General features: G+C 68.2%; 23 protein-coding genes. 5 read left to right on the plus strand and 18 right to left on the minus strand.

Translation table 11 applies throughout. From position 1 onward, the window contains the following. Positions 1 to 135 precede the first annotated feature (135 nt). Complete coding sequence (locus AB1I47_RS33865) at positions 136 to 354, plus strand: LysE/ArgO family amino acid transporter (RefSeq protein ID WP_407935886.1); 219 nt, start codon at positions 136 to 138, stop codon at positions 352 to 354. A gap of 167 nt (positions 355 to 521) precedes the next feature. After that, positions 522 to 1,058: a class IV adenylate cyclase gene (locus AB1I47_RS22840; protein ID WP_354685990.1), complete on the plus strand. Its 537-nt coding sequence runs from the start codon at positions 522 to 524 to the stop codon at positions 1,056 to 1,058. Here the strand turns inward: AB1I47_RS22840 and AB1I47_RS22845 are convergent. The 4 genes from AB1I47_RS22845 to AB1I47_RS22860 form a co-directional block, all read right to left on the minus strand. Beyond that, entirely contained in the window at positions 1,028 to 1,750 is a 723-nt protein-coding gene (locus tag AB1I47_RS22845) for an ATP-binding cassette domain-containing protein (protein WP_354685991.1), read from the minus strand. The two genes, AB1I47_RS22840 and AB1I47_RS22845, sit on opposite strands and share 31 nt — an antisense overlap. An 8-nt stretch (positions 1,751 to 1,758) precedes the next feature. Next, positions 1,759 to 2,472, minus strand: a complete 714-nt coding sequence (gene modB, locus AB1I47_RS22850) for a molybdate ABC transporter permease subunit (protein ID WP_354685992.1) — start codon at positions 2,470 to 2,472, stop codon at positions 1,759 to 1,761. Between the two features lie 18 nt (positions 2,473 to 2,490). Then, positions 2,491 to 3,273: a molybdate ABC transporter substrate-binding protein gene (gene modA / locus AB1I47_RS22855; RefSeq protein ID WP_354685993.1), complete on the minus strand. Its 783-nt coding sequence runs from the start codon at positions 3,271 to 3,273 to the stop codon at positions 2,491 to 2,493. Between the two features lie 226 nt (positions 3,274 to 3,499). Beyond that, on the minus strand, positions 3,500 to 3,694 hold the full coding sequence (locus AB1I47_RS22860) for a DUF1059 domain-containing protein (RefSeq protein WP_354685994.1): 195 nt from the start codon (positions 3,692 to 3,694) through the stop codon (positions 3,500 to 3,502). A gap of 166 nt (positions 3,695 to 3,860) precedes the next feature. Here AB1I47_RS22860 and AB1I47_RS22865 point away from each other — a divergent pair, with 166 nt between their 5' ends. Beyond that, entirely contained in the window at positions 3,861 to 4,421 is a 561-nt protein-coding gene (locus tag AB1I47_RS22865; protein ID WP_354685995.1) for a nucleoside 2-deoxyribosyltransferase, read from the plus strand. Between the two features lie 52 nt (positions 4,422 to 4,473). Here the strand turns inward: AB1I47_RS22865 and AB1I47_RS22870 are convergent, their stop codons facing one another. The 7 genes from AB1I47_RS22870 to AB1I47_RS22900 form a co-directional block, all read right to left on the minus strand. Further along, a complete protein-coding gene (locus tag AB1I47_RS22870; RefSeq protein WP_354685996.1) occupies positions 4,474 to 5,091 on the minus strand; it encodes a PqiC family protein in 618 nt (205 codons plus the stop codon). Beyond that, positions 5,088 to 6,740 carry a PqiB family protein gene (locus tag AB1I47_RS22875; RefSeq protein ID WP_354685997.1) on the minus strand — a complete coding sequence of 551 codons (1,653 nt, stop codon included), beginning with the start codon at positions 6,738 to 6,740 and terminating at the stop codon, positions 5,088 to 5,090. Before AB1I47_RS22875 ends, AB1I47_RS22870 begins: the two co-directional genes overlap by 4 nt. Next, entirely contained in the window at positions 6,727 to 7,482 is a 756-nt protein-coding gene (locus AB1I47_RS22880) for a paraquat-inducible protein A (RefSeq protein WP_407935887.1), read from the minus strand. The genes AB1I47_RS22875 and AB1I47_RS22880 overlap by 14 nt, the downstream gene beginning before the upstream one ends. Beyond that, positions 7,479 to 8,174 (minus strand): paraquat-inducible protein A, encoded by a 696-nt coding sequence (locus tag AB1I47_RS22885; RefSeq protein ID WP_354685999.1) that lies wholly within the window; start codon positions 8,172 to 8,174, stop codon positions 7,479 to 7,481. The genes AB1I47_RS22880 and AB1I47_RS22885 overlap by 4 nt, the downstream gene beginning before the upstream one ends. Beyond that, positions 8,174 to 9,442, minus strand: coding sequence for an AI-2E family transporter (locus AB1I47_RS22890; protein ID WP_354686000.1), 1,269 nt, complete (start codon positions 9,440 to 9,442; stop codon positions 8,174 to 8,176). The genes AB1I47_RS22885 and AB1I47_RS22890 overlap by 1 nt, the downstream gene beginning before the upstream one ends. A 252-nt stretch (positions 9,443 to 9,694) precedes the next feature. Then, positions 9,695 to 10,834: an HPP family protein gene (locus tag AB1I47_RS22895; protein ID WP_354686001.1), complete on the minus strand. Its 1,140-nt coding sequence runs from the start codon at positions 10,832 to 10,834 to the stop codon at positions 9,695 to 9,697. Between the two features lie 161 nt (positions 10,835 to 10,995). Next, on the minus strand, positions 10,996 to 11,418 hold the full coding sequence (locus AB1I47_RS22900) for an Lrp/AsnC family transcriptional regulator (RefSeq protein ID WP_354686002.1): 423 nt from the start codon (positions 11,416 to 11,418) through the stop codon (positions 10,996 to 10,998). Positions 11,419 to 11,588: 170 nt separating this feature from the next. Between AB1I47_RS22900 and AB1I47_RS22905 the strand changes: the two genes are divergently transcribed. Beyond that, positions 11,589 to 12,467, plus strand: coding sequence for a dimethylarginine dimethylaminohydrolase family protein (locus AB1I47_RS22905; protein ID WP_354686003.1), 879 nt, complete (start codon positions 11,589 to 11,591; stop codon positions 12,465 to 12,467). A 29-nt stretch (positions 12,468 to 12,496) separates the two neighbouring features. Further along, the gene (locus AB1I47_RS22910; RefSeq protein ID WP_354686004.1) at positions 12,497 to 13,579 is read left to right on the plus strand and encodes an ornithine cyclodeaminase; all 1,083 of its coding nucleotides are present in this window, start codon (positions 12,497 to 12,499) and stop codon (positions 13,577 to 13,579) included. A gap of 87 nt (positions 13,580 to 13,666) precedes the next feature. Here AB1I47_RS22910 and AB1I47_RS22915 read toward each other — a convergent pair whose 3' ends face one another. The 7 genes from AB1I47_RS22915 to hutU form a co-directional block, all read right to left on the minus strand. Further along, positions 13,667 to 14,263, minus strand: a complete 597-nt coding sequence (locus AB1I47_RS22915) for a helix-turn-helix domain-containing protein (protein WP_354686005.1) — start codon at positions 14,261 to 14,263, stop codon at positions 13,667 to 13,669. Between the two features lie 483 nt (positions 14,264 to 14,746). Further along, on the minus strand, positions 14,747 to 16,066 hold the full coding sequence (locus AB1I47_RS22920) for a sigma-54-dependent transcriptional regulator (protein WP_354686006.1): 1,320 nt from the start codon (positions 16,064 to 16,066) through the stop codon (positions 14,747 to 14,749). Continuing rightward, positions 16,056 to 18,080 carry a sensor histidine kinase gene (locus AB1I47_RS22925; RefSeq protein ID WP_354686007.1) on the minus strand — a complete coding sequence of 675 codons (2,025 nt, stop codon included), beginning with the start codon at positions 18,078 to 18,080 and terminating at the stop codon, positions 16,056 to 16,058. Before AB1I47_RS22925 ends, AB1I47_RS22920 begins: the two co-directional genes overlap by 11 nt. 164 nt (positions 18,081 to 18,244) lie before the next feature. Then, positions 18,245 to 19,555 carry a dicarboxylate/amino acid:cation symporter gene (locus AB1I47_RS22930; protein WP_354686008.1) on the minus strand — a complete coding sequence of 437 codons (1,311 nt, stop codon included), beginning with the start codon at positions 19,553 to 19,555 and terminating at the stop codon, positions 18,245 to 18,247. A gap of 526 nt (positions 19,556 to 20,081) precedes the next feature. Beyond that, on the minus strand, positions 20,082 to 21,047 hold the full coding sequence (hutG, locus tag AB1I47_RS22935) for a formimidoylglutamase (protein WP_354686009.1): 966 nt from the start codon (positions 21,045 to 21,047) through the stop codon (positions 20,082 to 20,084). Then, positions 21,044 to 22,342, minus strand: coding sequence for an MFS transporter (locus AB1I47_RS22940; RefSeq protein WP_354686010.1), 1,299 nt, complete (start codon positions 22,340 to 22,342; stop codon positions 21,044 to 21,046). The genes hutG and AB1I47_RS22940 overlap by 4 nt, the downstream gene beginning before the upstream one ends. Before the next feature lie 82 nt (positions 22,343 to 22,424). Beyond that, positions 22,425 to 24,110, minus strand: coding sequence for a urocanate hydratase (gene hutU, locus AB1I47_RS22945; RefSeq protein WP_354686011.1), 1,686 nt, complete (start codon positions 24,108 to 24,110; stop codon positions 22,425 to 22,427). Between the last annotated feature and the right edge of the window lie 320 nt (positions 24,111 to 24,430).

A 24,430-nucleotide genomic window follows, 5' to 3' on the forward strand; every position in this document is an offset into this window, starting at 1 on the left:
GCATCTCCCACTGTGGTTTTGCTCCCCTCTCCCGCAAGCGGGAGAGGGAGCACCCACTGGGAAGCGCAAAGGGCAGTGGTCTTGCTGGAGGCGCATGCAATAATGGCCCCCCAAAAAACAGCCGCACCACAACCAATGCATGCCGCGCTGGCCGGCTTTTCCCTCGTCCTGTCCCTGATCCTTGCCATCGGTTCCCACAATGCCTTCGTACTGCGACAAGGGTTGCGGCGCGAGCATGTGTTCTGGGTCTGCCTGGTCTGCGCGCTGTCAGATGCGCTGTTGATCTTGCTGGGCGTGTCCGGCTTCGCGGTGATCATCCGCACGCTGCCGTGGCTCGATACGGCGATGCGCTAGGGCGGCGCGGCTTTCCTGGTATGGTATGGCGCGCGCAGTTTCGTCGCGGCGTGGCGTTCGAACGCGGCGCGCCCGCGCGCCTGGCAGGTGCTGGAAGTGGTGATCGGGATCACCATGTGGGTGATTGCCGCGCGGCTGCCGCTGGGCTGATTCTATGGAGAGACGCAATGCCACGGAATGTCGAGATCAAGGCTCGCATCGATAGCATCGAAGCCGTGTTGCCGCATGCGGCAGCGGTCGCGGACAGCGGGCCGGAATCTATCCGCCAGGACGATACCTTCTTTCCCTGCGCGAACGGCCGGCTCAAGCTGCGCGAGTTCGCCCCCGACCATGGCGAACTGATCTTCTATGCGCGCGCCGACGGGGCCGGGCCCAGGGAGAGCTTCTACATCCTGTCGCCGACGCGCTCGCCCGATACACTGCGCGCCGCGCTGGCTGCGGCGCATGGCGAGGGCGGGCGCGTGCGCAAGCTGCGCACGCTGTACCTGGCCGGCCGCACGCGTGTGCACCTGGACCGGGTCGAGGCGCTGGGCGATTTCCTGGAGCTGGAAGTAGTGCTGGCCGACGAGGAAAGCGTGGCAGACGGCGTGGCCGAGGCGCATGCGCTGCTGGCGCGCCTGGGGATTCCCGCGTCGAACCTGATCGAAGGCGCCTACGTCGACCTGCTGCGCGCTCAGGCCACGCGCGCCGACACCGGCGCGTAGACCGGCGGGTGCTGGCGGCTGGTGCCGCTGCCGAAGATGCGGCCCTCGCGGATTTCCAGCACGTGGTCGCCCAGTGCCTCCACGTCGGCGGGGTCGTGCGAAATCACCAGCATGGGCACATCGAGGCTGGCCTGCAGCGCACGCAGCTCGGCGCGCATGCGCGCGCGCAGCGCGGGATCGAGCGCTGAGAACGGTTCGTCCAGCAGCACGATATCGGGCTGCGCCACCAGCGCGCGCGCCAGCGCCACGCGCTGCTTCTGGCCGCCGGAGATTTCGGCGGGATAGTTGCCCACGATATCGGCCAGCCCGAAGGCATCGATCCAGCGCTGCGCCTCCGGATGCATCGCGCCGCGGCGTGGATTGCGCCAGCCGCGCGACAGGCCGAAGGCGACGTTCTGGCCCACGGTCAGGTGCGGGAACAGCGCGTATTCCTGGAACAGGTAGGCCACGCGCCGATCCTGCGGGCGTATGTCGACGCCGGCCTCGGCGTCGAACAACGTGCGCCCGTTCAGCACGATGCGGCCGCTGTCGGGCGCGAGCAGGCCGGCGATGGCGCGCAGCGTCAGGCTCTTGCCCGCGCCGGACGGCCCGAACAACGCGATGCGCCGGCTGGCCGAATCGAAATCGATATCCAGCGCGAAATGCCGGTCGGCCGAGACCATCTGCTTGCGGATGCTGACGTGCATGCTCATGGCGGGGCTCAGCGAAGGATGCGCGGGCGCAGGCGCCGGCGTTCGTAGAGATGGGCGGGATTGCGCGCGGCCGCCGGCACCAGCCGGCCCGCGACCACCAGCAGCAGCACGCAAGTGACCGAGGTCACCAGCACCAGCAGGTTGGCGGTGTTGTCGTCGCCGGCCTGTACGGCTTCATAGATGGCAACCGACAGCGTCTGCGTGCGCCCGGGCAGGTTGCCGGCGATCATCAGCGTCGCGCCGAACTCGCCCAGCGCGCGCGCAAAGGCGAGCAGCACGCCGGCAATGATGCCGCGCGCGGCAAGTGGCAGCGTCACGCGGAAGAAGATGCCGGTCTCGGGCACGCCCAGCACGCGCGCGGCGTTTTCAAGCTGGTGGTCGACGCCTTCGAACGCGGCGCGCGCGGACTTCAGCACCAGCGGGAAGGCGACGATGGTCGATGCCAGCACCGCGCCCTGCCAGGTGAAGACCAGCTCGATACCGAGCCGCGCCAGCCACTCGCCGAACACGCCGCGGCGCCCCACCAGCACCAGCAGGTAGTAGCCCAGCACCGTGGGCGGCAGCACCAGCGGCAGCGTCAGCACCGCATCGACCACGTCGCGCATGGGCGAGCGCCAGCGTGCCAGCGCCCATGCCGCGCCCACGCCGAGCACGGCGTTCAGCGCGGTGGCCCAGCCCGCCACCTTCAGCGACAGCAGCAGCGGTACCCAGACGGCGTCCATGATGCGGGCAGCGCTGCGTCAGGGCTTCTGGAAGCCGTGGCGCGACAGGATCGCCTGCCCCTCGGGCGAGGCGACATAGTCGACGAACTGCGCCGCTTCCTTCTGCTGGCGCGACTGGCTGGTCACGGCGATCGGATAGGTCACCGGCGTGCGGCTGGGCACGCGTACCGCGACCCTGACCTTGTCCGGCATCACCGCGGCGTCGGTGGCGAAGACGAAGCCGGCCTCGACCTCGCCGCGCGCCACGTAGTCCAGGCTCTGGCGCACGTTCTGCGCGGGCACGCCCTTGGCGGCCACCGCGTCCCACAGCCCGGCCGCTTCCAGCGCGCCGCGCGTATAGCGGCCCACCGGCACCGACGCCGGGTTGCCGTAGGCGATGCGCCTGACCTCGGGCCGCGTCAGGTCCTGCAGCGAGCCGATCGCCAGCTTGCTGTCGGCGGGAACGATCAGCACCACCTGGTTGGCGGCGAAGTTGCGGCGCGAGGCGGGGGCGATCACCTTCCCGGCCTCGGCCTTGTTCATCGCTTCCTGGTCGGCCGAGGCGAACACGTCGGCCGGCGCACCCTTGACGATCTGCTGCATCAGCACGTCGGAGGCGCCAAAGTTCAACACCACCTGCGTACCGGGATGGGCGCGCTGGTACGACTCGGCCAGCGCCTTGAACGCGTTGGTCAGGCTGGCGGCGGCGGACACCACCAGGTCGGCGCCGAAGGCGGGCGGGGCGGCCAGCGCCAGCGCGGCGGCGCCAGTGGCCAGCACGCGGGGCAGCAAGCCGCGCGGGCGGAAGCGGAAAGCGGACATCGGCATCCTCGGGAAGCGGCCCTGTCTCGCTGCGGTTGGTGCAGTGCGGCCAGGCGGGTGGGCTGTAAGGCGCAATATAAGTCTGTATATAGCGCTGCGTCAATGATGCGCCATGACGGGGGACAGGGGTATTCGGGCAGGCGAAAGTGCTGTATCAGGGGCTGCGAATGAACCCCGGGGCACGAGGGGAGTGAGCCGGCGCCCCCGGGCGCCAGCCTTGCCGGCTTCAGGCCGGCGGCGTGCCTTCCTTGAACAATGACTTCAACTGGCTGCGCAGCTCAGGGGTGTCCTGATGCTTGTGCACCGCCACCGCATGCTGGACCGCGGCTTCCAGCAGTTCGTCTTCGCTGTCGGCGCTCATCGCAACCGTGCAGTTGGTTTCGCTCGGGAACTCGCGGCAATCGATAAATTTGCGTGCCATATTGCCCTCCAGACGTCGGCCCGCAGTGGGGAACGGAGGGCCGGCGCATCCAGTATAGGCAGGCAGGTCGGGCACTTCAGCACCGGCGTCAGCACCTTGCCGGCGGTCTGCGGCGCGAGCGCCGGGTTATCCTCCGGATGTCATTCTCTTCCTGACTCCACGTGCCATGAAAACCATCTACCTGGCTGGCTTTGACGTCTTTCGCAAGGATGCGCTTGCCTGGGGCGAACACCTCAAGGCGCTGTGCACCGCGCACGGTTTCACCGGCCTGTATCCGCTCGACAAGTCAGTGCCCGCAGGGCTGTCCGGCCCCGCTGCCGCGCGCTGGATCTACGACGCCAATATCGCGCTGCTGCGCCGCGCCGACATGGTGATGGCCAACCTCGACGATTTCCGCGGTCCGGGCGAGCCGGACTCCGGCACGGCGTTCGAGGTGGGATTTGCGGTGGCGCTGCAGAAGCCGGTATGGGGCTATGGCGCGGAGACCGGCACGGTGCGCGATCGCGCAGCGGTGGTCACCGACGAGCAAGGGCGGCCGCTGGATGCGCGCGGGTTCGTGGTGGAGGATTTTGGCCTTGGCAAGAACCTGATGCTGGCGTGTCCGGTAAGGCTGGTGCAGGGTGGGGCAGCGGAGTGCCTGGCGGCGATGGCGGCGGCGGACCGGCGGCGGGTGGCCGAGGCGGCGGCGCGCAGGGAGAGGGATGCGGCGGCCTGGGGAGATGATTGACGCCATCCGTCATGGCGTTGCCTGTTCGATCGCGCGCGCTTGCTCCCCTTGACTACCGCCGCAACGCCTGCACTCCCGCCGCAATATCGGCCGCCGTACTCGCCACGATCTCCCGATACGCCGCCACCACGCCATCCACCGCACCTGGCGCCGGCAGCTCTGCCTGCGTCCGTCCGCTGACCACCTTGCCATCCGGCAACCGCCGCACGGTCCAGTTGATGGTGGCGCCAGCCCGCTGCCCTACGTCCGCATCGAGCCGCAGGACTTCAGTAGTGATCCGGTACAGCGGCTGCACATCCGACAACCCTTGCTGGTAGGTATCCACCGCGCCAAGCGTCGCCTGCAGCCGCTGCGACAGGGCATCGCGCAGTTCGTCCGGCAGCGGCGACGACCAGCGCGCCAGGTCGAGCAAGCGCAGGCTGGCGTCGCCGCCGCCGCCATCGCGCACCACCAGCTGCGGCCGGTTGAGCCGCTCCGGCACGCGCACCGGCGCGACTTCCAGCCATAGCGTGTTGGTCGATGCCGCCGGTGTCGTCGCCGGCAACGTGGCCACCGCGGCCGGCCCCTGCGCCAGCGTGTAGTAACGCGGCTCGGGCGAGGCGCAACCTGCCAGCGCGGCCGCGGCCAGGCCGCCGGCGAGCAAGCGGGTGAAAGGAAGGCACTTCATCATTCTTGCTCCGTCTTGCCGCGCAGCAGCGCTTCGGGATGGCGTTCGAGGTAATCGGTCAGCGTGCGCAGCGAGGTCGCGGTGCGCGTCAGCTCCTGCATCATGCGGCGCGTGTCCTGCTGCAGCGGCGCGTCGGACGCCAGCGTGCCGTTGGCCGTGGTCAGCGTCTTGCGCGCGTCCTGCAGCGCCGCCAGCACCTGCGGCGCGACGTCGCCGTTGAGCTGCTGCACCAGCTTGTCGGCGGTGGCCAGCGTCTTGTTCAGGCTAGCCACCGTGGTGCGCAGGTCCTGGCCGATCTGGTCGAACGGCACCTTGTCGATGCGGTTGACGATATCGCCCACCTGCGCCTGGAGCTGGTCGAAGGTGCCCGGCGTGGTGGCGAATTCCGGGATCGGCGCATCGAGGTCGACCTTGGCCGGCGCCGCCTTCGGGAAGAAGTCGAGCGCCACGTAGAGCTGGCCGGTCAGCAGGTTGCCGGTGCGCAGCTGCGCGCGCATGCCGCGCTTGAGCAGCCCTTCGATGATCTGGCGGGCACGCGCGCGGTCCTCCACGTCGCGTTCGCGGAAGCCCATGCGCGACGGGTACAGCTCCACCACCACCGGCATGCGGAAGGCCTTCTTGTCGCGCTGGTATTCGAGGCCGATCGAGCGCACCTGGCCCACGATCACGCCGCGGAAGTCCACCGGCGCGCCTGGCGACAGGCCGCGCACCGACTGGTCGAAGTTGAGCACGGCCAGCGTCGGCGCGAGCTCTTCCGGTTCCTTCATCGCCTCGGTCTGGTCGGCGGCCAGCAGGTACTGCGTATTCTCCGCTGCGGCCTCGGTGGCGGCGGTGTGGTCCGGCGCCTGGAAGGCGACGCCGCCCAGCAATACCGTCACCAGCGACTGCGTCGACAGCTTGAGGCCGCCGGCATCGAGCTTCAGGTCGACGCCGCTGGCATGCCAGAAGCGCGTGTCGGCGGTCACCAGCTTGTCATAGGGCTTGTTGATGAAGACTCGCAGCGTGATGTCGCGCCCGTTGGGCTCGAGCTGGTAGGCCACCACCTGCCCGACCTGCACGCGCCGGTAGTAGACCGGCGAGCCGATATCGAGCGAGCCCAGCTCCGCGGCGCGCAGCACGAACTGCTTGCCCGAGGCATCGGTGGTGACCACCGGCGGCACTTCCAGGCCCTTGAAGCTGCGCGCGGACTCTTCCGACTTGCCGGCGTCGACGCCGATGTAGGCGCCCGACAGCAGCGTCTCGAGGCCCGACACACCGCTGGCGGCAAAGCGCGGACGCACCACCCAGAACTTGGTATCGGCCACGGCGAAGTTCTCGGCGTCCTTGGTCAGGTCGATCATCGCCACCACGTGCGAGCGGTCGCGTGCCAGCCGCACCGACTTGACCAGCCCGATATCGACATCCTTGTAGCGCACCGCGGTCTTGCCGGGCGTCAGGCCCTCGGCGGTGCGGAAGGTGACGGTGATCTCGGGCCCGCGCGAGGCCAGCGTATGGATCAGCAGCGACACGCCGACCACGGCGGCGACGATCGGGATCAGCCAGACCAGCGAGGGGATCCAGCGGGCGCGGCGGCGGCGTTCGGGACGCGGCAGCCCCGGCGGAGCAGGCTGCGCCGGCGGCGGGGTAGAGGGTTGGTTGTCAGTGTCGGGCATTGTCATGTTCCAGCGAATCCCACAGCAGGCGCGGATCGAAGCTGAGCGAGGCCAGCATGGTGAGCACCACGACCGCGCCAAAGGCGAGCGCGCCGCCGCCAGGGATGATGGTGGCCAGCGCGCCGGCCCGCACCAGCGAGGCCAGCAGCGCCACCACGAAAATATCGAGCATCGACCAGCGGCCGATTACCTCGACCAGGCCAAAGAGCCGGGTCTGCTGCCGGATCCGCCAGCTCGAGCGGAAATGTACCGACAACAACAGGAAGGTCAGGATCACCATTTTCAGCAGCGGCACGATGATGCTGGCGATCAGCACCACCACGGACAGCATGTGCGAGCCGGACAGCCACAGGTAGATCACGCCGGACAGGATGGTGTCCTCCTGCGTGCCGAGAATGGACTGGGTGACCATCACCGGCAGCAGGTTGGCCGGGATATAGAGGATATAGGCCGCCAGCAGGAAGGCCCAGGTGCGCGCCAGGCTGTCGGGCTTGCGATGGTGCAGCCTGGCGCCGCAGCGCGGGCAGGGCTCGCCCTCCAGTGTGCGCGGGCTGACCAGGTCGCAGGCGTGGCAGGACAGCAGGCCCAGGCGGGCCGCGGTGGGCACCTGGGGCAGCGGGGTGCGTTCGTCGTCGTCGGTCAGCTCCGCCACCACGTCGCGCGCAAGCTGGCGCGGACGCGCCAGGCGGCTGTTGGGGCGGGGCGGCGTGGATTGCGGCGGCATTCGCGGCGTGCCTGTCATCGGCCTTCCTCGGCGTCAGCAGCATCAGCCTTGTCTGCAGGCGTTTCCAGGTAGCGCCACAGGTCGCGCGGGTTGAACGACAGCATCGCCGCCAGCACGATCACCAGCGCGCCGAACGACCACAGCGCAACGCCGGGCAGCACCCGCGCCATGGTGGAGAGCTTCACCAGCGTCACCAGCACGCCGATCATGAACACCTCGATCATGCCCCAGGGGCGCGTCTGGCGGATGCCGCGCACGATGCGGTCGAAGCCGGCGGGCATGCGGTGCTGCGCCATCGGTATCAGCAGGTAGGTCATCATCAGCAGCTCTGACAGCGGGAACAGGATGGTGGTGGCGAACACCAGCGCCGCCACCAGCGCCATGTTGTCGTCGTACAGCGCCTGCACCGCGCCCGCCAGCGTGGTCTCGGTGCGCACGCCCTTGAGGTCCATCTCGACGATCGGGAAGGCGTTGGAGATCAGGAACAGGATCAGCGCGGTGATCACCAGCGGCAGCAGGCGGCGGTAGTGGCGGCGGCTTTCGCGGTAGAGCTCGCCGCCGCAGCGCAGGCACAGCGCGCGCTCGCCGGGCGAGATCGGCGTGCGCTCGTAGATTGCGTCACAGTATTCGCACGCCACCAGCCGGTGCAGCGCGGGGGGCGAGGTGTCGGAGGTGGTGTCAGCCGTAGGGGGCGCTTCGTGTACTGCCATCAGCCGGGATGCTTGCCGGTTGCCGCCGGCGGGACGTCGGGATTGTCGACCATGGCAGGGTCAGCCGCCGCTGTCGGATTTGCTGGATTTGCCGGACTTGCCGGGCCGGCCGCAGTTGCCGCTCCTGCCGGCGTGGAGGGGTTTGCCGCCGCCGTGGCCGCGGCCGTTGCGGCCGGCGCACCCGAAGCCATCGCCTCGGCAACCCGCAGGTCCTCCTTCAACTCGCCCTGCGAGCCGACGGTCCAGTCGCGCAGCAGCGCATAGGCCACCGCCAGCAGCGTCGGCCCGATAAACACACCCAGGAAGCCGAACGCCAGCGCGCCGCCGAGCACGCCCAGCATGATCCAGATCAGCGGCATGCCGGTGCCCTTGCTGATCAGCAGCGGCTTGACCACGTTATCGGCCATGCCTACCACCACCACGCCCCACACCACCAGGAAGATGGCCCAGCCGGTGGCGCCGGTGTGGTACAGCCACAGCGCCGCCGGCAGCCACACCAGCGGCGGGCCGACCGGGATCACCGACAGGAAGAAGGTGACGAAGCCGAGGATGGCCGCGCCCGGCACGCCCGCGATCCACAGGCCGATGGCGGCCAGCACCGCCTGGATAAAGGCCGTGCCCAGCACGCCGTAGACCACGCCCTTGACGGTGCTGCCGGCCAGTTCCAGCAAGTGGTCGGCACGCTCGCCGGCGATGCGGCGCATGCCGGCACGCAGCCAGGCGATGGCGTACTCGCCGCCGGTATAGAAGAAGAACGCCAGGATGATGGACAGCGCGAGCTGGCCCAGCCCGGCCCCGAGCGACAGCCCGGCGCCCAGCAGCACATGGCCCACCGGCGCGATCAGCTTGCGCAGGTTGGCCATCATCTCGGAATCGGCGTTGATCACGCTGTCCCACGAGCTATGCAGATAGGGGCCGACCAGCGGCAGGCTGCTGAGCCAGTCCGGCAACTGCGGCAGGCCCTGCTCGACATAGCGGTCGACCAGCGCGGACAGCTCGTCCAGATGCGCCGAGAAGCTGGCGCCGGCATAGACGAACGGGCCCAGCACGATCACGGTGGCCAGCAGCACGCAGATCAGCGCCGCCAGCCCACGCCGGTTGCCCAGCCAGCGCGACAGCACGGTGTACGGGTGCCAGGAACTGAAGGCCAGGATGGCGCCCCACAGCAGCGCCGTAGTGAACGGCGCGAGCACCAGCAGCGAGCCGCCGATCAGAACGATCAGGGCAAAGACCGCGGCGATCTTTTCGATTAACTGGCCGGAACTCATTTGATGGCTCTCCTAGCCGTCGGGGGTGACGGAAACGGCGTAAATATAGCCTACGTCGTGTCGGGCCATGCCAAAGCGGGGGGCGGGTGCGTCAGCCGTCACCGCAGTGCAGCATGCCCGGATGCGCCCACAGTGCCATAGCTTGATGACATTGAACAGCGGCGCGGCGCCGTCCCCGCGGTAGCGGGAACGAGGGGAGGGCGAAGGGAAAAGAGGCGGGAAGGAACAGCCGGCCAGCGAGCGCAGCCGGGCTCAGGCCGGCACCGCCATCACGCCGCTCTTGAGCAGCGCCGCAACCAGGTCCGACTGGGTCACCATGCCGACCACGCGGCGCTGGTCGTCGATCACCGGCGCATGATGCAGCCCGCCATCGGAAAACGCCTGCGCCAGCTCCACCATCGGCTGGTCGGCGCGCGCGGTGACCACGACGCGCGTCATCAGGTTGCGCACGGTGCCCGCCAGCCGGCGCGCACCGGTATCGCGCTGCGCCGCGAAGAAATCGCTCTGGGTGATGATGCCTTCCAGCTTGCGGTTCGCGTCCACCACCGGCAGCGCCTTGATCCGGTGCCGCGACAGCAGGTGGCCGGCCTCGTGGGCGGGCTGGTCGGGGCGCACCGTAATGACATCGCGCGACATGATCTCGCCGCACAGCACATTGCCGAAGTGGCGCCGGTAGGCGCGCAGCTGCGCCGCCACCAGGATCTGCTCCAGGTCGTCTTCTTCGATATCGAGGAATTCGCCGCGCGCCTTCAGCGCCGCATCCAGGTCGGCGCGGATAAAGCCCACGCGCTGGGTCGGCGGCACGTCCTTAGTTCCATGCTGGGCCGCGGGCTCGGGCGGCCGGTGCGGGTAGCGCCGCTGCGACAGGTTATTGAAGGCCAGCGCCATCAGCAGCATCAGCATCGAGTTGAACAGCACCGGCACTACCACAAAGCCGAAGCCCAGCGCGCTCACCGCGGGCCCGCCGAACACCGCGGTGATCGCCACCGCGCCACTGGGCGGATGTACGCAGCGGAACTGGAACATCAGCGCAATTGCCACCGCTACCGCCGTGGCCGCAGCCAGGCCGGGATCCGGTATCCAGCGCGCGCACGCCACGCCGACAACCGCCGCCAGCAGGTTGCCGCCGATCACCGACCATGGCTGCGCAAGTGGGCTGGACGGCACTGCGAACAGCAGCACTGCCGAAGCGCCCATCGGGGCGACGAACCAGGGATTGAAGCCACCCAGCGTCTGGTGGCAGATCCACTCGGTGCAAAAGAGGCCGAGCAAGGCGCCAATGCAACCCTTGAGGCGCTCATGGCGGCTGGCGGCGACCGGAACGGGGGCAAATGTGCGCAGCCAGGCACGGGCATTCTGCGCCAGGGCGGAGACGGCGGGGGCGGTTGGCATTCTTGTGACGGGGGGCGCTTTGGAATGGTGCATGAAATATATCACGCGTTGATATATTCCGTTGCCTGTGGTGCAGATAGTTCCCCATGTCGGGGCATTCTGCACCGCACAAGAACATTGCCGCTGTAATGGGGCGGTCCGGTCGCTGCCCGCGCCGTGCCCTAAAGCTTGTAGGTCGACAGCAGGATGCTGGTCTCGGTGGCGCTGATGCCGTCGATCAGCCGGACCCGGTCCAGCGTGCGGTCGAACGCCTCCAGGGTGTCGGCACGCAGCTCGGCAATGATGTCCCAGCGGCCGTTGGTGGTGTGCAGTGCCTGCACGTTGGGCTCGCCGCGCAGCGCCTGTAGTACGGTGCGGGCTTTGTTGCCCTCCACCGCGATGGTCATCCACGCGCGGATGCGGTGCGACTCGGCTTCGGGCCGCAAACGCACGGTGTAGCCGACGATCACGCCTTCTTTTTCCAGTTTGTCGATCCGGTTCTGCACAGTCGCGCGCGACACGCGCAGCGCCTGGGCGAGCGCGGTGACGGGGGTGCGCGCGTTGTCGCGCAGCAGGGCTAGCAGCTGGTGATCCGTGGCATCCATGGCGGGGCGGTAGAGAGGCTTTGCGATTTGCCGGAACAGGCTGGCAATTTGCTGAATGGTAGGCGCAAATTGCGCAAATTGCTGGCTATTAGTTAGCGCGGGCCTGCCGGAGAATTGAATCGACCGATTTCTTTCCCGACCCCACTACCAAGAACCCAAAAGGAGCCGCCGTGATCAACACCCCCACGATCCTGCTTGTCGAGCCGACTTTCTACGACGTGTCGTATAGCATCAATCCGTGGATGGACCCCGCCGCCTGGGCGCGCGATCCGCGCGGCATGCACCGCAGTGCGATGCAGTCGTTCGAGGGGCTGCGCGAGGCGCTTGGCCGGGCCGGCTTTGCGGTGGAAGTGGCTGCCGGCGCGCCGGGGCTGCCCGACATGGTGTTCCCGGCCAACGCCGCCGTGGTCCTCGACGGCCGCGCGCTGCTGGCGCGCTTCCGCTATCCGCAGCGCCGCGGCGAAGAAGCCCCGTTCGCCGCGATCTTTGGCGGCTTGCGCGAGCGCGGCCTGCTGGACCACGTCGCGCTGCTGCCCGAAGGCTGCTTCCAGGAAGGCGCGGGCGACTGCATCTGGGACGCCGGCCGCGGCCATTTCTGGGCCGGCTTCGGGCCGCGCTCGTCGCACGAGGCGGCGACCGCCGTATCGGACTACTTCGGCAAGGACGTGGTGGCGCTGGAACTGGCCACCGAGCAGAGCTACCACCTCGACGTGTGCTTCTGCCCGCTGTCCGGGGGCGAGGTGCTGTACTACCCGCCGGCCTTCAGCGAAGCCGCATTGCGCGAGCTGCGCGCGCGCGTGCCGGCGCGGCTGCGCATCGAGGCCACCGCCGACGACCTGCGCCACTTCAGCGTCAACGCGGTCAACCTGGACGACCAGGTGGTGATGACCCGCACCACGCCGCATCTGCGCACCGAGCTGGGCCGGCGCGGCTACACGCTGCACGAGGTCGACCTGTCCCCCTTCATGCTGTCCGGCGGCGGCGCGTATTGCATGACGCTGCGGCTGGACCGCAGCAGCGGGCGGCGCATTGCCGCGGCGGCTGCCTGATATCCACACCCCATCCCCCGGAGACAATGATGAACAATACCGCCCGGTCGCTGTTTCTCGACGCCAACGACGTGGCCCGCCTGGTGGCCGCCGTCGGCGCGCCGGCCGCCATCGTGCAGATGGCGGAGCAGGTGCGGCAGGACTTCCTGCGCTGGGACGCCTTCGACAAATCCGCGCGCCTGGCCAGCCATTCGGCGCGCGGCGTGATCGAGCTGATGCCGGTCAGCGACGGCATCCAGTACGCGTTTAAATACGTCAACGGCCATCCGCGCAATGCCCAGCACGGCATGCCCACGGTGATGGCGTGCGGCCTGCTGGCCGAAGTGGAAACCGGCTTCCCGCTGATGCTGGCGGACCTGACGCTGGCCACCGCGCTGCGCACCGCCGCCACTTCGGCGCTGGCCGCGCGCGCCATGGCCCGGCCCGGCGCCCGCACCATGGCGCTGATCGGCAACGGCGCGCAGGCGGAGTTCCAGGTGCTGGCCTTCCACGCCATGCTGGGTGTGCGCGAGATCGCCGCCTATGACATCGATCCCGCCGCCACGGCGCGGCTGGCGCGCAACCTGTCGGGCGTGCAGGGACTCACGATCCATGCGGCGGCGTCGATCGAAGCCGCGCTGGCCGATGCCGACATCGTTTCCACCGTGACCGCCGACAAGACCCGCGCCACCATCCTGACGCCGGAGATGGTGCGCCCCGGCATGCACCTGAACGCGGTCGGCGGCGACTGCCCCGGCAAGACCGAGCTGCATGCCGACATCCTGCGCCACGCGCGTATCGTGGTCGAGTACGAGCCGCAGACGCGTATCGAAGGCGAGATCCAGCAACTGCCGCCCGACGCGCCCGTCACCGAGCTGTGGCAGGTGCTGGCCGGCCGCGCGGCGGGACGCACGGCGGCCGACGAAGTCACGGTGTTCGACTCGGTGGGGTTTGCGCTCGAAGACTACTCGGCGCTGCGCTGGCTGTATGCCGCGGCGCATGCGCACCGGGTTGGCAGTGCGGTGGAGCTGGTGGCGATGCCGCCGGATCCGCGCAACCTGTATGGGTGGATGATGGCGCAGGCGGATGGGCAGGTGGGGGTGGTGACGCCGCGTCGTGCGGCGGTGGCCTGAAGCTTCACCACTTGGCTGCTCCCTCTCCCGCCAGCGCGCCAGCGGGAGAGGGGAGCAAACCGGCAGCCGGAATAGGTCAGCCCGGCCTCAGGTAGCCCGCCCCATCATCAACTGCGCGCGCAGGAAGCCCTTGACTTCTTCCAGCGAAGGCGTCTTCAGGAACACCATGATGCCCCAGTGCTGCAGCGCGTCGGCGACGCCGTCATAGGCCTGCCGGTTCGTGATCACCGCAAAGATCACGTGCTGGCTGGCGAAGAAATTCTGCAGTTTCTCGATGGTGGCCGACTCGTTGTCGTTCAGTTCCTCGACGTAGTAGAGCACCACGCGCGGATGCGCACTGACCGACGTGATCACGGTGTCGAGCACATCGTCCACCACCACGCTCTTGAGCGGCAGCCCCCATTTGGCGAGCTGGCTATGGATGCGCTGCGCTTCCTGGTGGTTGGGATGGAAAACCACCAGGTCCAGGCCGTGCGGCGAGGCGGGTTCGTGACCGATGCGCGTCGCCAGCAGGCGATGCACGGTCTCCTTGTGGATGCGTCGATGGCCGCCGTTGGTCTTCCATGCGCCCAGTTCGCCGCGTTCCACCATCTTTTGTACGGTACCCAATGAGACATTGAGCAGTTTTGCCGCTGTACGCGTGCTGTAGTAAGGCTTTTCAGCCAGTGCCGGATCCAGTTTCATCCAATCACCCGTGGTCCTGAAGGCAGTCGCGTTCGGAATGCGCACGCGGCGCCAGGCACTGCGCCGCGTTCTTGTCACTGCCAATGGTTGACTGACCCTGTGTCCTGGCCCGCTCCCCGCCGGCCGGACGGCTGTTTGTTTTAATTTGACGTTTTTGTCATTTTCCTGAGGCTGCAACCAATTCCGCAAATTGCATGCCTCGGGTCCGGATTTGCCGGAACCCCATAATATGCCGCAAAGGCAAGCCTATAAGTAAGAAAAAACTATATTCAGACGCACTTTTGTTCTTCGCCGCACATTTGTACCGGGGATGCAACCCCCTGAACCAGTAACGCAGACACCGTGTTGACGAGGTGGTTCCCGGCGCGGTCGACAATGCGCGGGGCGGGCGCGTCGGAATTCAGCAGCCGCTTCAGCATGTCTTGTCGCGCCGTGATGGATCGGCGCAGTCCGCAAGCTTGCACGGCTGAGTTGACATTTGGCTTACAACCCGTACTTGCGCACCTTGTCGAACAGCGTGGTCTTGGCCATGCCGAGCGCTTCGCTGGCGCGGCTCAGGTTGCCGTCGTGGCGGCGCATCGCGTCGGCGATCAGCGCGCGCTCGAACTGCTCGACCGCCTGCGCCAGCGACAGCGCCTCGGGCGCGGTGGTGCCCTGGCCGGGGTTGCAGCCCAGTCCCAGCACATGGCGCTCGGCGAGGTTGCGCAGCTCGCGCACATTGCCCGGCCATGGGTAGGCCACCAGCGCGGCCAGCTCGGCCGGCGACGCGGGCACGGCTTCGCGTGCGAAGCGCAGCGCCGCCTGCGCGACAAAGTGTTCGAACAGCGCCGGCACATCCTCGCGCCGCTCGCGCAGCGGCGGCAGCTCCAGCGTGATCACGTTCAGCCGGTAGTACAGGTCCGCGCGGAACTGGCCGGCATCGGACAGCACGCGCAGGTCGGCCTTGGTGGCGGCCACCACGCGCGCGTTGACCGGCACCGGCTGGTTCGAGCCGAGCCGCTCCACCACGCGTTCCTGCAGCACCCGCAGCAGCTTGATCTGCAGCGGCATCGGCATGCTCTCGATCTCGTCGAGAAACAGCGTGCCGCCCTCGGCATGCTCGATCTTGCCGATGCGCCGGCGCGCGGCGCCGGTGAACGAGCCGGCCTCATGCCCGAAGATCTCGCTCTCGAACAACTGCTCCGGCAACCCGCCGCAATTGATCGCGACAAAGTTGCGCGCATGGCGTTGGCTCGCCTCGTGCAGGCAGCGCGCCACCAGCTCCTTGCCGGTGCCGGTTTCGCCGTGGATCAGCACGTTGGCATCGGTGGCGCCGAGGTCTGCGATCAGCCGGCGCAACCGTTCCACCGCGGGCGAATGGCCGATCAGCAGGGTTTCCAGCTTCTGGCGCCCGGCCAGCCGTTCGCGCAGTTCTGACACTTCCAGCGCCAGGCGGCGCTGTTCCAGCGCGCGGCGCGTGGCTTCCACCAGTTGCTCGGGCGAGAATGGCTTCTCCAGGAAATCGTAGGCGCCTTGCTTCATCGCCTGCACCGCCAGGCCCACATCGCCGTGGCCGGTAATCATGATTACCGGCAGCGTCGGGTCGCGCCCGCGCAGTTGCGCCAGCAGCGCCATGCCGTCTTGCCCCGGCAGGCGGATATCGCTGACGACCACGCCCCGATAGCCCGGGCCAACCTCGCGCAGCGCCGCCTCGGCGCTGCCCACGCCGCGCGTGGCGATGCCTTCCAGGCGCAGCGCCTGCTCGCAGCCGAGGCGTACATCGGCATCGTCCTCGACGATCAGAACGGTCAGGTCAGCCGGCATGCTTTGCATCCTGTGTGGTGGCCGGGTTGGCTTCCTGCGGCGGCGCCAGCGGCAGCACCAGCGTGAAACACGCGCCCCCGTCGGGGTGGTTGGCGGCGGACAGGCTGCCGCCGTTCTCATTGAGGATGCCGGCCGACAGCGTCAGGCCGAGCCCCAGTCCCTGTCCGGCCGGCTTGGTGGTGAAGAACGGTTCGAACAGCCGCGCGAAGGCCTCTTCGGACAGGCCCGTGCCGTTGTCGCGCACGGTCAGGTGCACCATGCCGCCGGACAGGTGCGCATGCAGCGCGATGCGCGGCTGGGGCGTGCCGGCCACTGCGTCGAGCGCATTGCCGAGCAGATTGACCAGCACCTGCTCGAGCCGGTTCGGATCGCACACCACCGCCAGCGCCGGGTCGATATCGCGCTGCAGTCCGGGCTGCACCGCGTCCACGCGCGTCTGCAGCAGGAACAGCGCGTTGTCGATGGCTTCGGCCAGGCTGGCCTGGCGCCTGCCGGTGCCGGACTTGCGTGCGAACGACTTGAGCGCGCCGGTGATGCGGCCCATGCGCTCGACCAGGCCGATGATGGTGTCGAGGTTGGCGCGCACCGTGCCGTAGTCGCCACGCTCGAGAAATTTGCCGGTATTGCCGGAAATGGTGCGCAGCGCCGCCAGCGGCTGGTTCAGCTCATGCGCGATGCCGGTCGACATCTGCCCCACCGCGGCCAGCTTGCCGGCCTGCAGCAGCCCGTCCTGCGCCTGGCGCAGCACGGTCTCGGCGCGGATGCGCTCGGCCACCTCGGCCTGCAGGCGCTGGTTGGCCGCAGACAGGTCGGCCGTGCGCTCGGCCACCTTGCGCTCCAGCTCACTGTTGGCCGCTTCCAGCGCGGCACGCGCGGCAAGGCGTTCATTGATGATGCGCCGGCGCACGTTCCAGGCCGCGCCCAGCAGCAGCACGAAGGCGGTCAGCACGCCGGCCAGCGCGGCGGTGTTGAGCGCCGCCACGCGCGCCAGCGAGGTGTTGGTCAGCAGCGTGAGCTGCCAGTCGGTGCCGGGCAGCGCGGCATGCTGCGCCAGCATCGGCGGGCCGCGGCGCAGGCGCACCAGTTCATCGCTGCTGGTGTTGCCGCCGTTGCCCGCGTTGCCCCCGTTGCCCCCGTTCCCATTGGCCAGCTTGCGCACCGTGGCCAGCGGCAACTGCGGTAGCGGGGCGCGGTTGTACTGCAGGCTGCGCGACAGCCGCTCGCGTGTCTCGTCCGACAGCGGGCGCAGCGCGGCCAGTTTCCACGACGGGTCCGAGGCCAGGATCACTACGCCGTTCTCGTCGGTCAGCAGCATCTGGCTGTCGGCACCCTGCCAGCGGTTTTCCAGCGGCTCCAGGCCGATCTTGACCACCGCCACGCCGGTCGGGTTGTCGCGGTCGCCGAGCGGCGCGGACAGGTAGTAGCCCGATTCGCTGCGGGTGGTGCCCACGCCGTAGAAGCGGCCGAGCTGGCCGTCCATGGCCGAGCGGAAGTAGGGGCGGAAGCTCAGGTCCTCGCCCAGGTAGCTGTCCGGGCGCTGCCAGTTGCTGGTGGCTCGCACCTTGCCGTGGGCATCCAGCACGTAGACCACGCGCGTGCCGGCGCGGGTATTGAGCGCGCTCAGGTAGTCGTTGGCGCGCGCTACCCGCGTGGGGTCGTCCGGGCGCAGCAGCAGCGCGGCGATGCGTTCATCCAGCGACAGCAGGCCGGGCACGTAGTCGTAGTGGGCCAGCTCGCTTTCCAGCGCCTGGGTGTACAGGCGCAGCTGCACCTGGCCGCGCTCGGCCTGGCGCGCCAGCGCGGTGTCGTAGCTGTAGCGGTAGCCGAGCGAGCCGGCCAGTCCCACCAGCACCGCCAGCGCCAGCAATGCCAGCAGCGGCGCGGCGCCGCGCAGGCCATGCGGCCGGCGCGTGGCGCCATTGGCGGCACCAGCGGGAGCGGCACCGGCAGCGGAGGCGGCAAAGGAGGAAGGCGGGCGGGTGGTATCGCCGCGGGGGTGTAGCGGGCCGGTCATCAGGTGTTGGGTAAGGCAGGTGGCAAAGCCGCCGCGCGGGGAAGGCGGGGGGCCGGCGCGGGTCCTACTTTTACCACAGCGAGGGAGCAAGATCCCGCGCCCGAATGCAAAAAGGCCCGGTTGCCTCGTCGGCAACCGGGCCCTGGCACGCCAGGCGGACGCTGTTACTTGCCCGCCACGACCTGGGCAGATGCCAGGCCGGTGGTGGTATCCGCGACGGGTTCATCCTCCTCGGACGGTACCGGCGCGCCGATGGCGCCTTCGCTTTTGGCGACGACGGCGGTGGCAATGGCATTGCCGAGCACATTGGTCACGGTGCGACCCATGTCGAGTACGTGGTCGATGCCCAGCACCAGCAGGATGCCGGCCTCCGGCAGGCCGAACATCGGCAGCACGGCGGCGACCACCACCAGCGAGGCGCGCGGCACGCCGGCGATCCCCTTGCTGGTGATAAGCAGGACCAGCAGCATGGTGATCTGCTGGGTCAGCGACAGCTCGATGCCATACACCTGCGCCACGAACAGCGCGGCAAACGAGGTGTACATGATCGAGCCGTCCAGGTTGAACGAGTAGCCCAGCGGCAGCACGAAGTTGGTGATGCGCTCCTTGACGCCGAAACGGGTCAGCTGGTCGATCACCTTCGGGTAGGCCGATTCGCTGCTGGCGGTGGCGAAGCCGATCATCAGCGGCGCGCGCATCTGCTTGAGCAGGCGGAACACGTCACGGCCCAGGAAGTAGTAGCCGCCGGCGATCAGCGCCACCCACAGCAGCGCCAGCGCCAGGTACAGGCTGCCAATCAGCTTGGCGTACACGATCAGCACGCCCAGGCCCTGCGCGGTGATCACCGCCGCGATCGCGCCGAACACGCCCACCGGCGCGAACGCCATCACGTAGTTGGTGACCTTCAGCATCACCTCGGCCAGGCCTTCGATAGCCTGCAGCACGGGCTTGCCCACGCCGTCCTTGACGGTGCCCAGCGCAAAGCCGAAGAACAGCGAGAACACCACGATCTGCAGGATCTCGTTGTGCGCCATCGCCTCGGCGAAGCTCTTCGGGAACATGTGGGCGATGAAGTCGCGCAGGTTCAGTGCGCCGGTCTTCAGGTTCGACGTGGCGTCAGCGGCCGGCAGCGCCAGGTTCATGCCGTGGCCCGGCTGCAGCAGGTTGGCCATCACCAGGCCCAGCAGCAGCGAGGTGACCGAGGCGACGATAAACCACATCATCGCCTTCATGCCGATACGGCCGACGGCGCGGCCGTCGCCCATGCTGGCAATGCCTGCCACCAGCGTGGCGAACACCAGCGGCGCAATGATCATCTTGATCATCCGCAGGAAGATGTCGGTCAGGATGGACAGGTGGTTCGCAATCGATTTGGCGGTGGCGGCGTCCGGCGCCATATTGTGCGCGGCGGTGCCGACCAGCACGCCGAGCAGCATCGCAATGAAGATCAGGGTGGGCAGTCGATTCAGTTTCATCGTGGATCAGGCCTGTGCGTCCGTTCCCTGGCGAGTGTTGATGCCGGGACGGGCGTCTGTATTGCGGAAAGGCTGGGCGGCGTTTGGGAGTGCCGGACCGGCCGTGAGTTTTGTCAGCGCGGCAACAGGTGCCAGCGGTTCGCCCGGGCGGCGATATGGGGGGTGTGCAAGGCGGGGTCAGACATGTGTTTCCTCCTTTGTTTTTTGGCATGGGCCGGGACGACTGGGGCGTGCCGGCCGACCTGTTGGCGCTGTCAGCGGGCGCCCTATATGCACGGGGTGTGCCAGCCGGGAGGGCTTTCTTTTTGGATGTAAGTTGTTGAATTTAAATGGGAAACTTAAGTGCTTCCGGCGCACGGTTCGGGAATCCGGACCGGGATGGGAAAACGCCGTTCGGGAAACCGAACGGCGTTCTAGGTGTTAACCCGAGGGTTTGGGTGGGGAAAGTGAAGTGTGGGAAGTTGGTAGAACACCTTGCTTAGGCTGGTTCGGGCGGCCTTTGAGCACCCAAAACCGTTGGCCTGGCTCAGCCCCCAAGCAACCGATAACACAACCTCGCTGCAACCCGCGCCCCACACCCATCCCTGTCATACAGCGGATTGAACTCCGCAATATCCGCCACCCGCAGCTTGCCGCTGTCACGCAGCCTGGTGGCAATCGCTTCCACCACCACCAGCGGCACGCCATACGCCGCCGGTGCCGACACCCCCGGCATCACCGCCGCGGGCAGCACGTCGAGGTCAATGGTCAGGTACACATGGTCGGCCTCGTCCACCCACTGGTCGAGTTCGGCCAGCTGCGCGTCAAGGTGTCGCTCCTGCATGTCGACATCCTCGACATACCGCACCCCCAACGCATTGGCACGCGCAAACAGCGCGGCGGTGTTGCCGAGCCGGCTCACGCCCAGGCACGCATAATCGAAGCGCTCGCCGCGGCGCAGGCAATCGCTGGCGACCTGGTCGAACGGCGTTCCAGAGCTGCCGGGCCGCGTGCCGCGCAGGTCGAAGTGGGCATCGAGGTTGACGATCAGCACGCGGCCGCGGTCGCCTTGCGCATCGAGATGCGCGCGCAACCCCTGCCACGTGCCCCACGCCGCTTCGTGCCCGCCGCCCAGCACCAGCGGGAACGCGCCCGCGGCCAGTTCGGCGGCGACCGCCGCGCCCAGCCGCTGCTGCGCGTCTTCCAGCGCATCGCCTTCACACACGATATCGCCGCCGTCGATAAAACGGCCGATCGCATGCGCCGGTACGCCGGCCAGCGCGCGGCGGATCTCGCGCGGACCGCCGGCGGCGCCGGGGCGGCCCTGGTTGCGCAGCACGCCGGCATCGCAGCAGAAGCCCAGCAGCACCGGCACGCCTGCCTCGCGCGTAGTGGCGCGCCCGGCGACGATTTCAAACATGCGGCGGGTATCGCCCGCCTCGCCGGCATCGCGCCGGCCGCGCCAGACCGTGTCGGACGGTCCGGGCGATACCCGTGTTGCTGCCTCGCTCATTTCAGACGGCGCCCCAGCGTTTCCGGCACCATCGCCAGGCCGACCAGCGACACCAGCCCGCAGCCGATCACATACAGTGCCGGCGCATTGACATCACCGGTGATCTGAATGAGCCGGGTCGAGAAATACTGCGCAAAGCCGCCGAAGATCGCAATCGCCACGCAATAGGCAATCGACAGGCCCGTTGCGCGCAGCCGCTGCGGCAGCACCTCGCTGACCAGCACCATCGACGCCGGCGCGGTCATCGACATCGGCACCGACAGGCAGCCCACCACCACTAGCAGGCGCGTCAGCGACGGCTCGGCATTGATCAGCACAAAGGCCGGATAGACCATCGCCAGCAGCGCCACGCGCGACCACAGCACCACGGTCTTGCGGCCGACGCGGTCCGCCAGCCAGCCGGCGAACGGCGACAGCACCACCTGCACCAGCGCCGCGACGCAAGCCGCCCAGATGCCCAGCGACAGCGGCATCTTCAGCACGCTCACCGCGTAGTTGCTGAGGTAGTAGACGACGATATAGGTCGACGAGGCCAGGCCGACCATCAGCAGGATGCTGGCGATCACCTCGCGCCCGTGGCGGCGCAGCAGCGGCCATTGCGCGGCGTGCTCGCCATGGCGCACCGGCGCGGCGGTTTCTTCCAGCCGGCGGCGGATGATGAGGCCGACGGGAATCACCAGGATGCCGATCAGGAAGGCGAGGCGCCAGCCCCATGCTTCGAGGTCCGCCGGCGCCAGCACGTTGCTCAGCACCAGGCCGGTGATCGCGCCCAGCAGCGCCGCCAGCCCCTGGCTGAACGGCTGCCACGCGGTATAGAAGCCGCGCGTGCGGTCGTCGGCGTATTCGAGCAGCAGCGCGGTGGAGGCGCCCATTTCGCCGCCGATGGCGAAGCCCTGCACCAGCCGCGCCACCACCACCAGCACCGGCGCGAGGAGGCCGATCTGCGCGTACGGCGGCGTCACCACAAAGATCAGCGAGCTCAGCCCCATCAGCCACAGCGTCAGTGCCACCGCGGGCTTGCGCCCGGCGCGGTCGGCGTACATGCCGATCAGCAGGCCGCCAAGCGGGCGCATCAGGAAGCCGACGCCGAAGGTGGCGAACGACATCAGCAACTGCCCGGTGGGATTGTCCACGGGGAAGTACAGGCGGCCGATCAGCGTGGCAAAGAAGCTGTAGACCACGAAATCGTAGAACTCCAGGCCGTTGCCGATGGTGATGGCGGCAATGGCGCGCGTGCGTGACAACTGCGCCGGTGGCGCGGCGACCGCCACGCCGGCGGTGGTGTTGATTGACATGGGTGTCTCCGTGAATGGAATGGAGTTGGCCGGGCGCGCACGGCGGCCCGGCTCGGCACAGCGGCTCTTGTCGGCCGCCGGATCAGTCGCGCAAAGAGTTACGCAACATCGGCAGGTCCAGCCCCTGCTCGCGCGCGCAGTCGACGGCGATCTGGTAGCCGGCATCGGCATGGCGCATCACGCCGGTGGCGGGGTCGTTGTGCAGCACGCGGGCGATGCGCGCGGCGGCCTCATCGGTGCCATCGCACACGATCACCACGCCGGAATGCTGCGAGAAGCCCATGCCCACGCCGCCACCATGGTGCAGCGAGACCCAGGTGGCGCCGCTGGCGGTATTGAGCAGCGCGTTCAGCAGCGGCCAGTCGGACACGGCGTCCGAGCCGTCCTGCATGGCCTCGGTCTCGCGGTTGGGGCTGGCGACCGAGCCCGAGTCCAGGTGGTCGCGGCCGATCACGACCGGCGCCGACAGCTCGCCACTGCGCACCATCTCGTTGAAGGCCAGGCCGAGCTTGGCGCGCAGGCCCAGCCCCACCCAGCAGATACGCGCCGGCAGGCCCTGGAAGCTGATGCGCTCGCGCGCCATGTCGAGCCAGCGGTGCAGGTGCTCGTCATCGGGGATCAGTTCCTTGACCTTGGCGTCGGTCTTGTAGATATCCTGCGGATCGCCGGACAGCGCGGCCCAGCGGAACGGGCCGATGCCGCGGCAGAACAGCGGGCGGATGTACGCGGGCACGAAGCCGGGGAAGTCGAAGGCATTGGCGACGCCTTCTTCCTTGGCCATCTGGCGGATGTTGTTGCCGTAGTCGAAGGTGGGCACGCCCACCTGCTGGAAGTCGAGCATGGCGCGCACATGCGCGGCCATCGATGCCTTGGCGGCCTTGACCACCACGGCCGGCTCGCGCTGCGCGCGCTCGCGGTACTCGTCCCAGCTCCAGCCGGCGGGCAGGTAGCCGTTGAGCGGATCATGCGCGCTGGTCTGGTCGGTCACCATGTCCGGACGCACGCCGCGGCGCACCAGCTCTGGCAGCACTTCGGCGGCGTTGGCGCACAGCGCGATCGAGATGGCCTTGCCTTGGGAGGTGTAGCGGTCGATGCGGGCCAGTGCGTCGTCCAGATCGGTGGCCTGTTCGTCGACGTAGCGGGTCTTCAGGCGGAAATCGATGCGGCTTTGCTGGCATTCGATGTTGAGGGAGCAGGCGCCGGCGAGCGTGGCGGCCAGCGGCTGCGCGCCGCCCATGCCGCCGAGGCCGGCGGTCAGCACCCAGCGGCCCTTCAGGTCGCCGCCGTAGTGCTGGCGGCCGGCCTCGACGAAGGTTTCATACGTGCCTTGCACGATGCCCTGGCTGCCGATGTAGATCCAGCTGCCTGCGGTCATCTGGCCGTACATGGCCAGGCCCTTGGCGTCGAGTTCGTTGAAGTGTTCCCAGTTGGCCCAGTGGGGGACCAGGTTGGAGTTGGCGATCAGGACGCGCGGGGCGTCGCGATGGGTCTGGAACACGCCGACGGGCTTGCCGGACTGGACCAGCAGGGTCTGGTTGTCTTCCAGGCGGGTCAGGGCTTCGACGATGCGGTCGTAGCATTCCCAGTTGCGGGCGGCGCGGCCGATGCCACCGTAGACGACGAGTTCTTTGGGGTTTTCTGCAACCTCGGGGTCGAGGTTGTTCATCAGCATGCGCAGGGGGGCTTCAGTGAGCCAGCTCTTCGCGGTGAGTTTGGTGCCGCGCGGGGCGCGGATTTCGGTGTCGCGGAAGCGGGTGGGGGTGGTCATGGGGTGCTCCTTTGGGTCTTGCGGGTTCGGGGCGGCGCGGATGGGTTTTTGGCTGCGACGCATAGGGATGTATAGTCTTGTATATACAAGTATGGATGAATTGGGGTATTCCCGGATTTTTGGGGGGTGATTGGGATTGGTTTGGGTGGGGGTGTGCGTTACGGGTTACATCTTTGTCGATGCTCGACTGGTTTTCGCTGTTGGTGACATGTTGTTGGTGTTGAACCGCTTGGTTCCGCCCTCCTGGGCGGGTCACTTTTTGTCCGAGCGACAAAAAGTAACCAAAAAGCGCGTCGCCTGAGCGGCTGGCTATCAAGTAC

It is taken from the genome of Cupriavidus necator (genome assembly GCF_040578825.1).
Lineage (GTDB): Bacteria > Pseudomonadota > Gammaproteobacteria > Burkholderiales > Burkholderiaceae > Cupriavidus > Cupriavidus necator_E.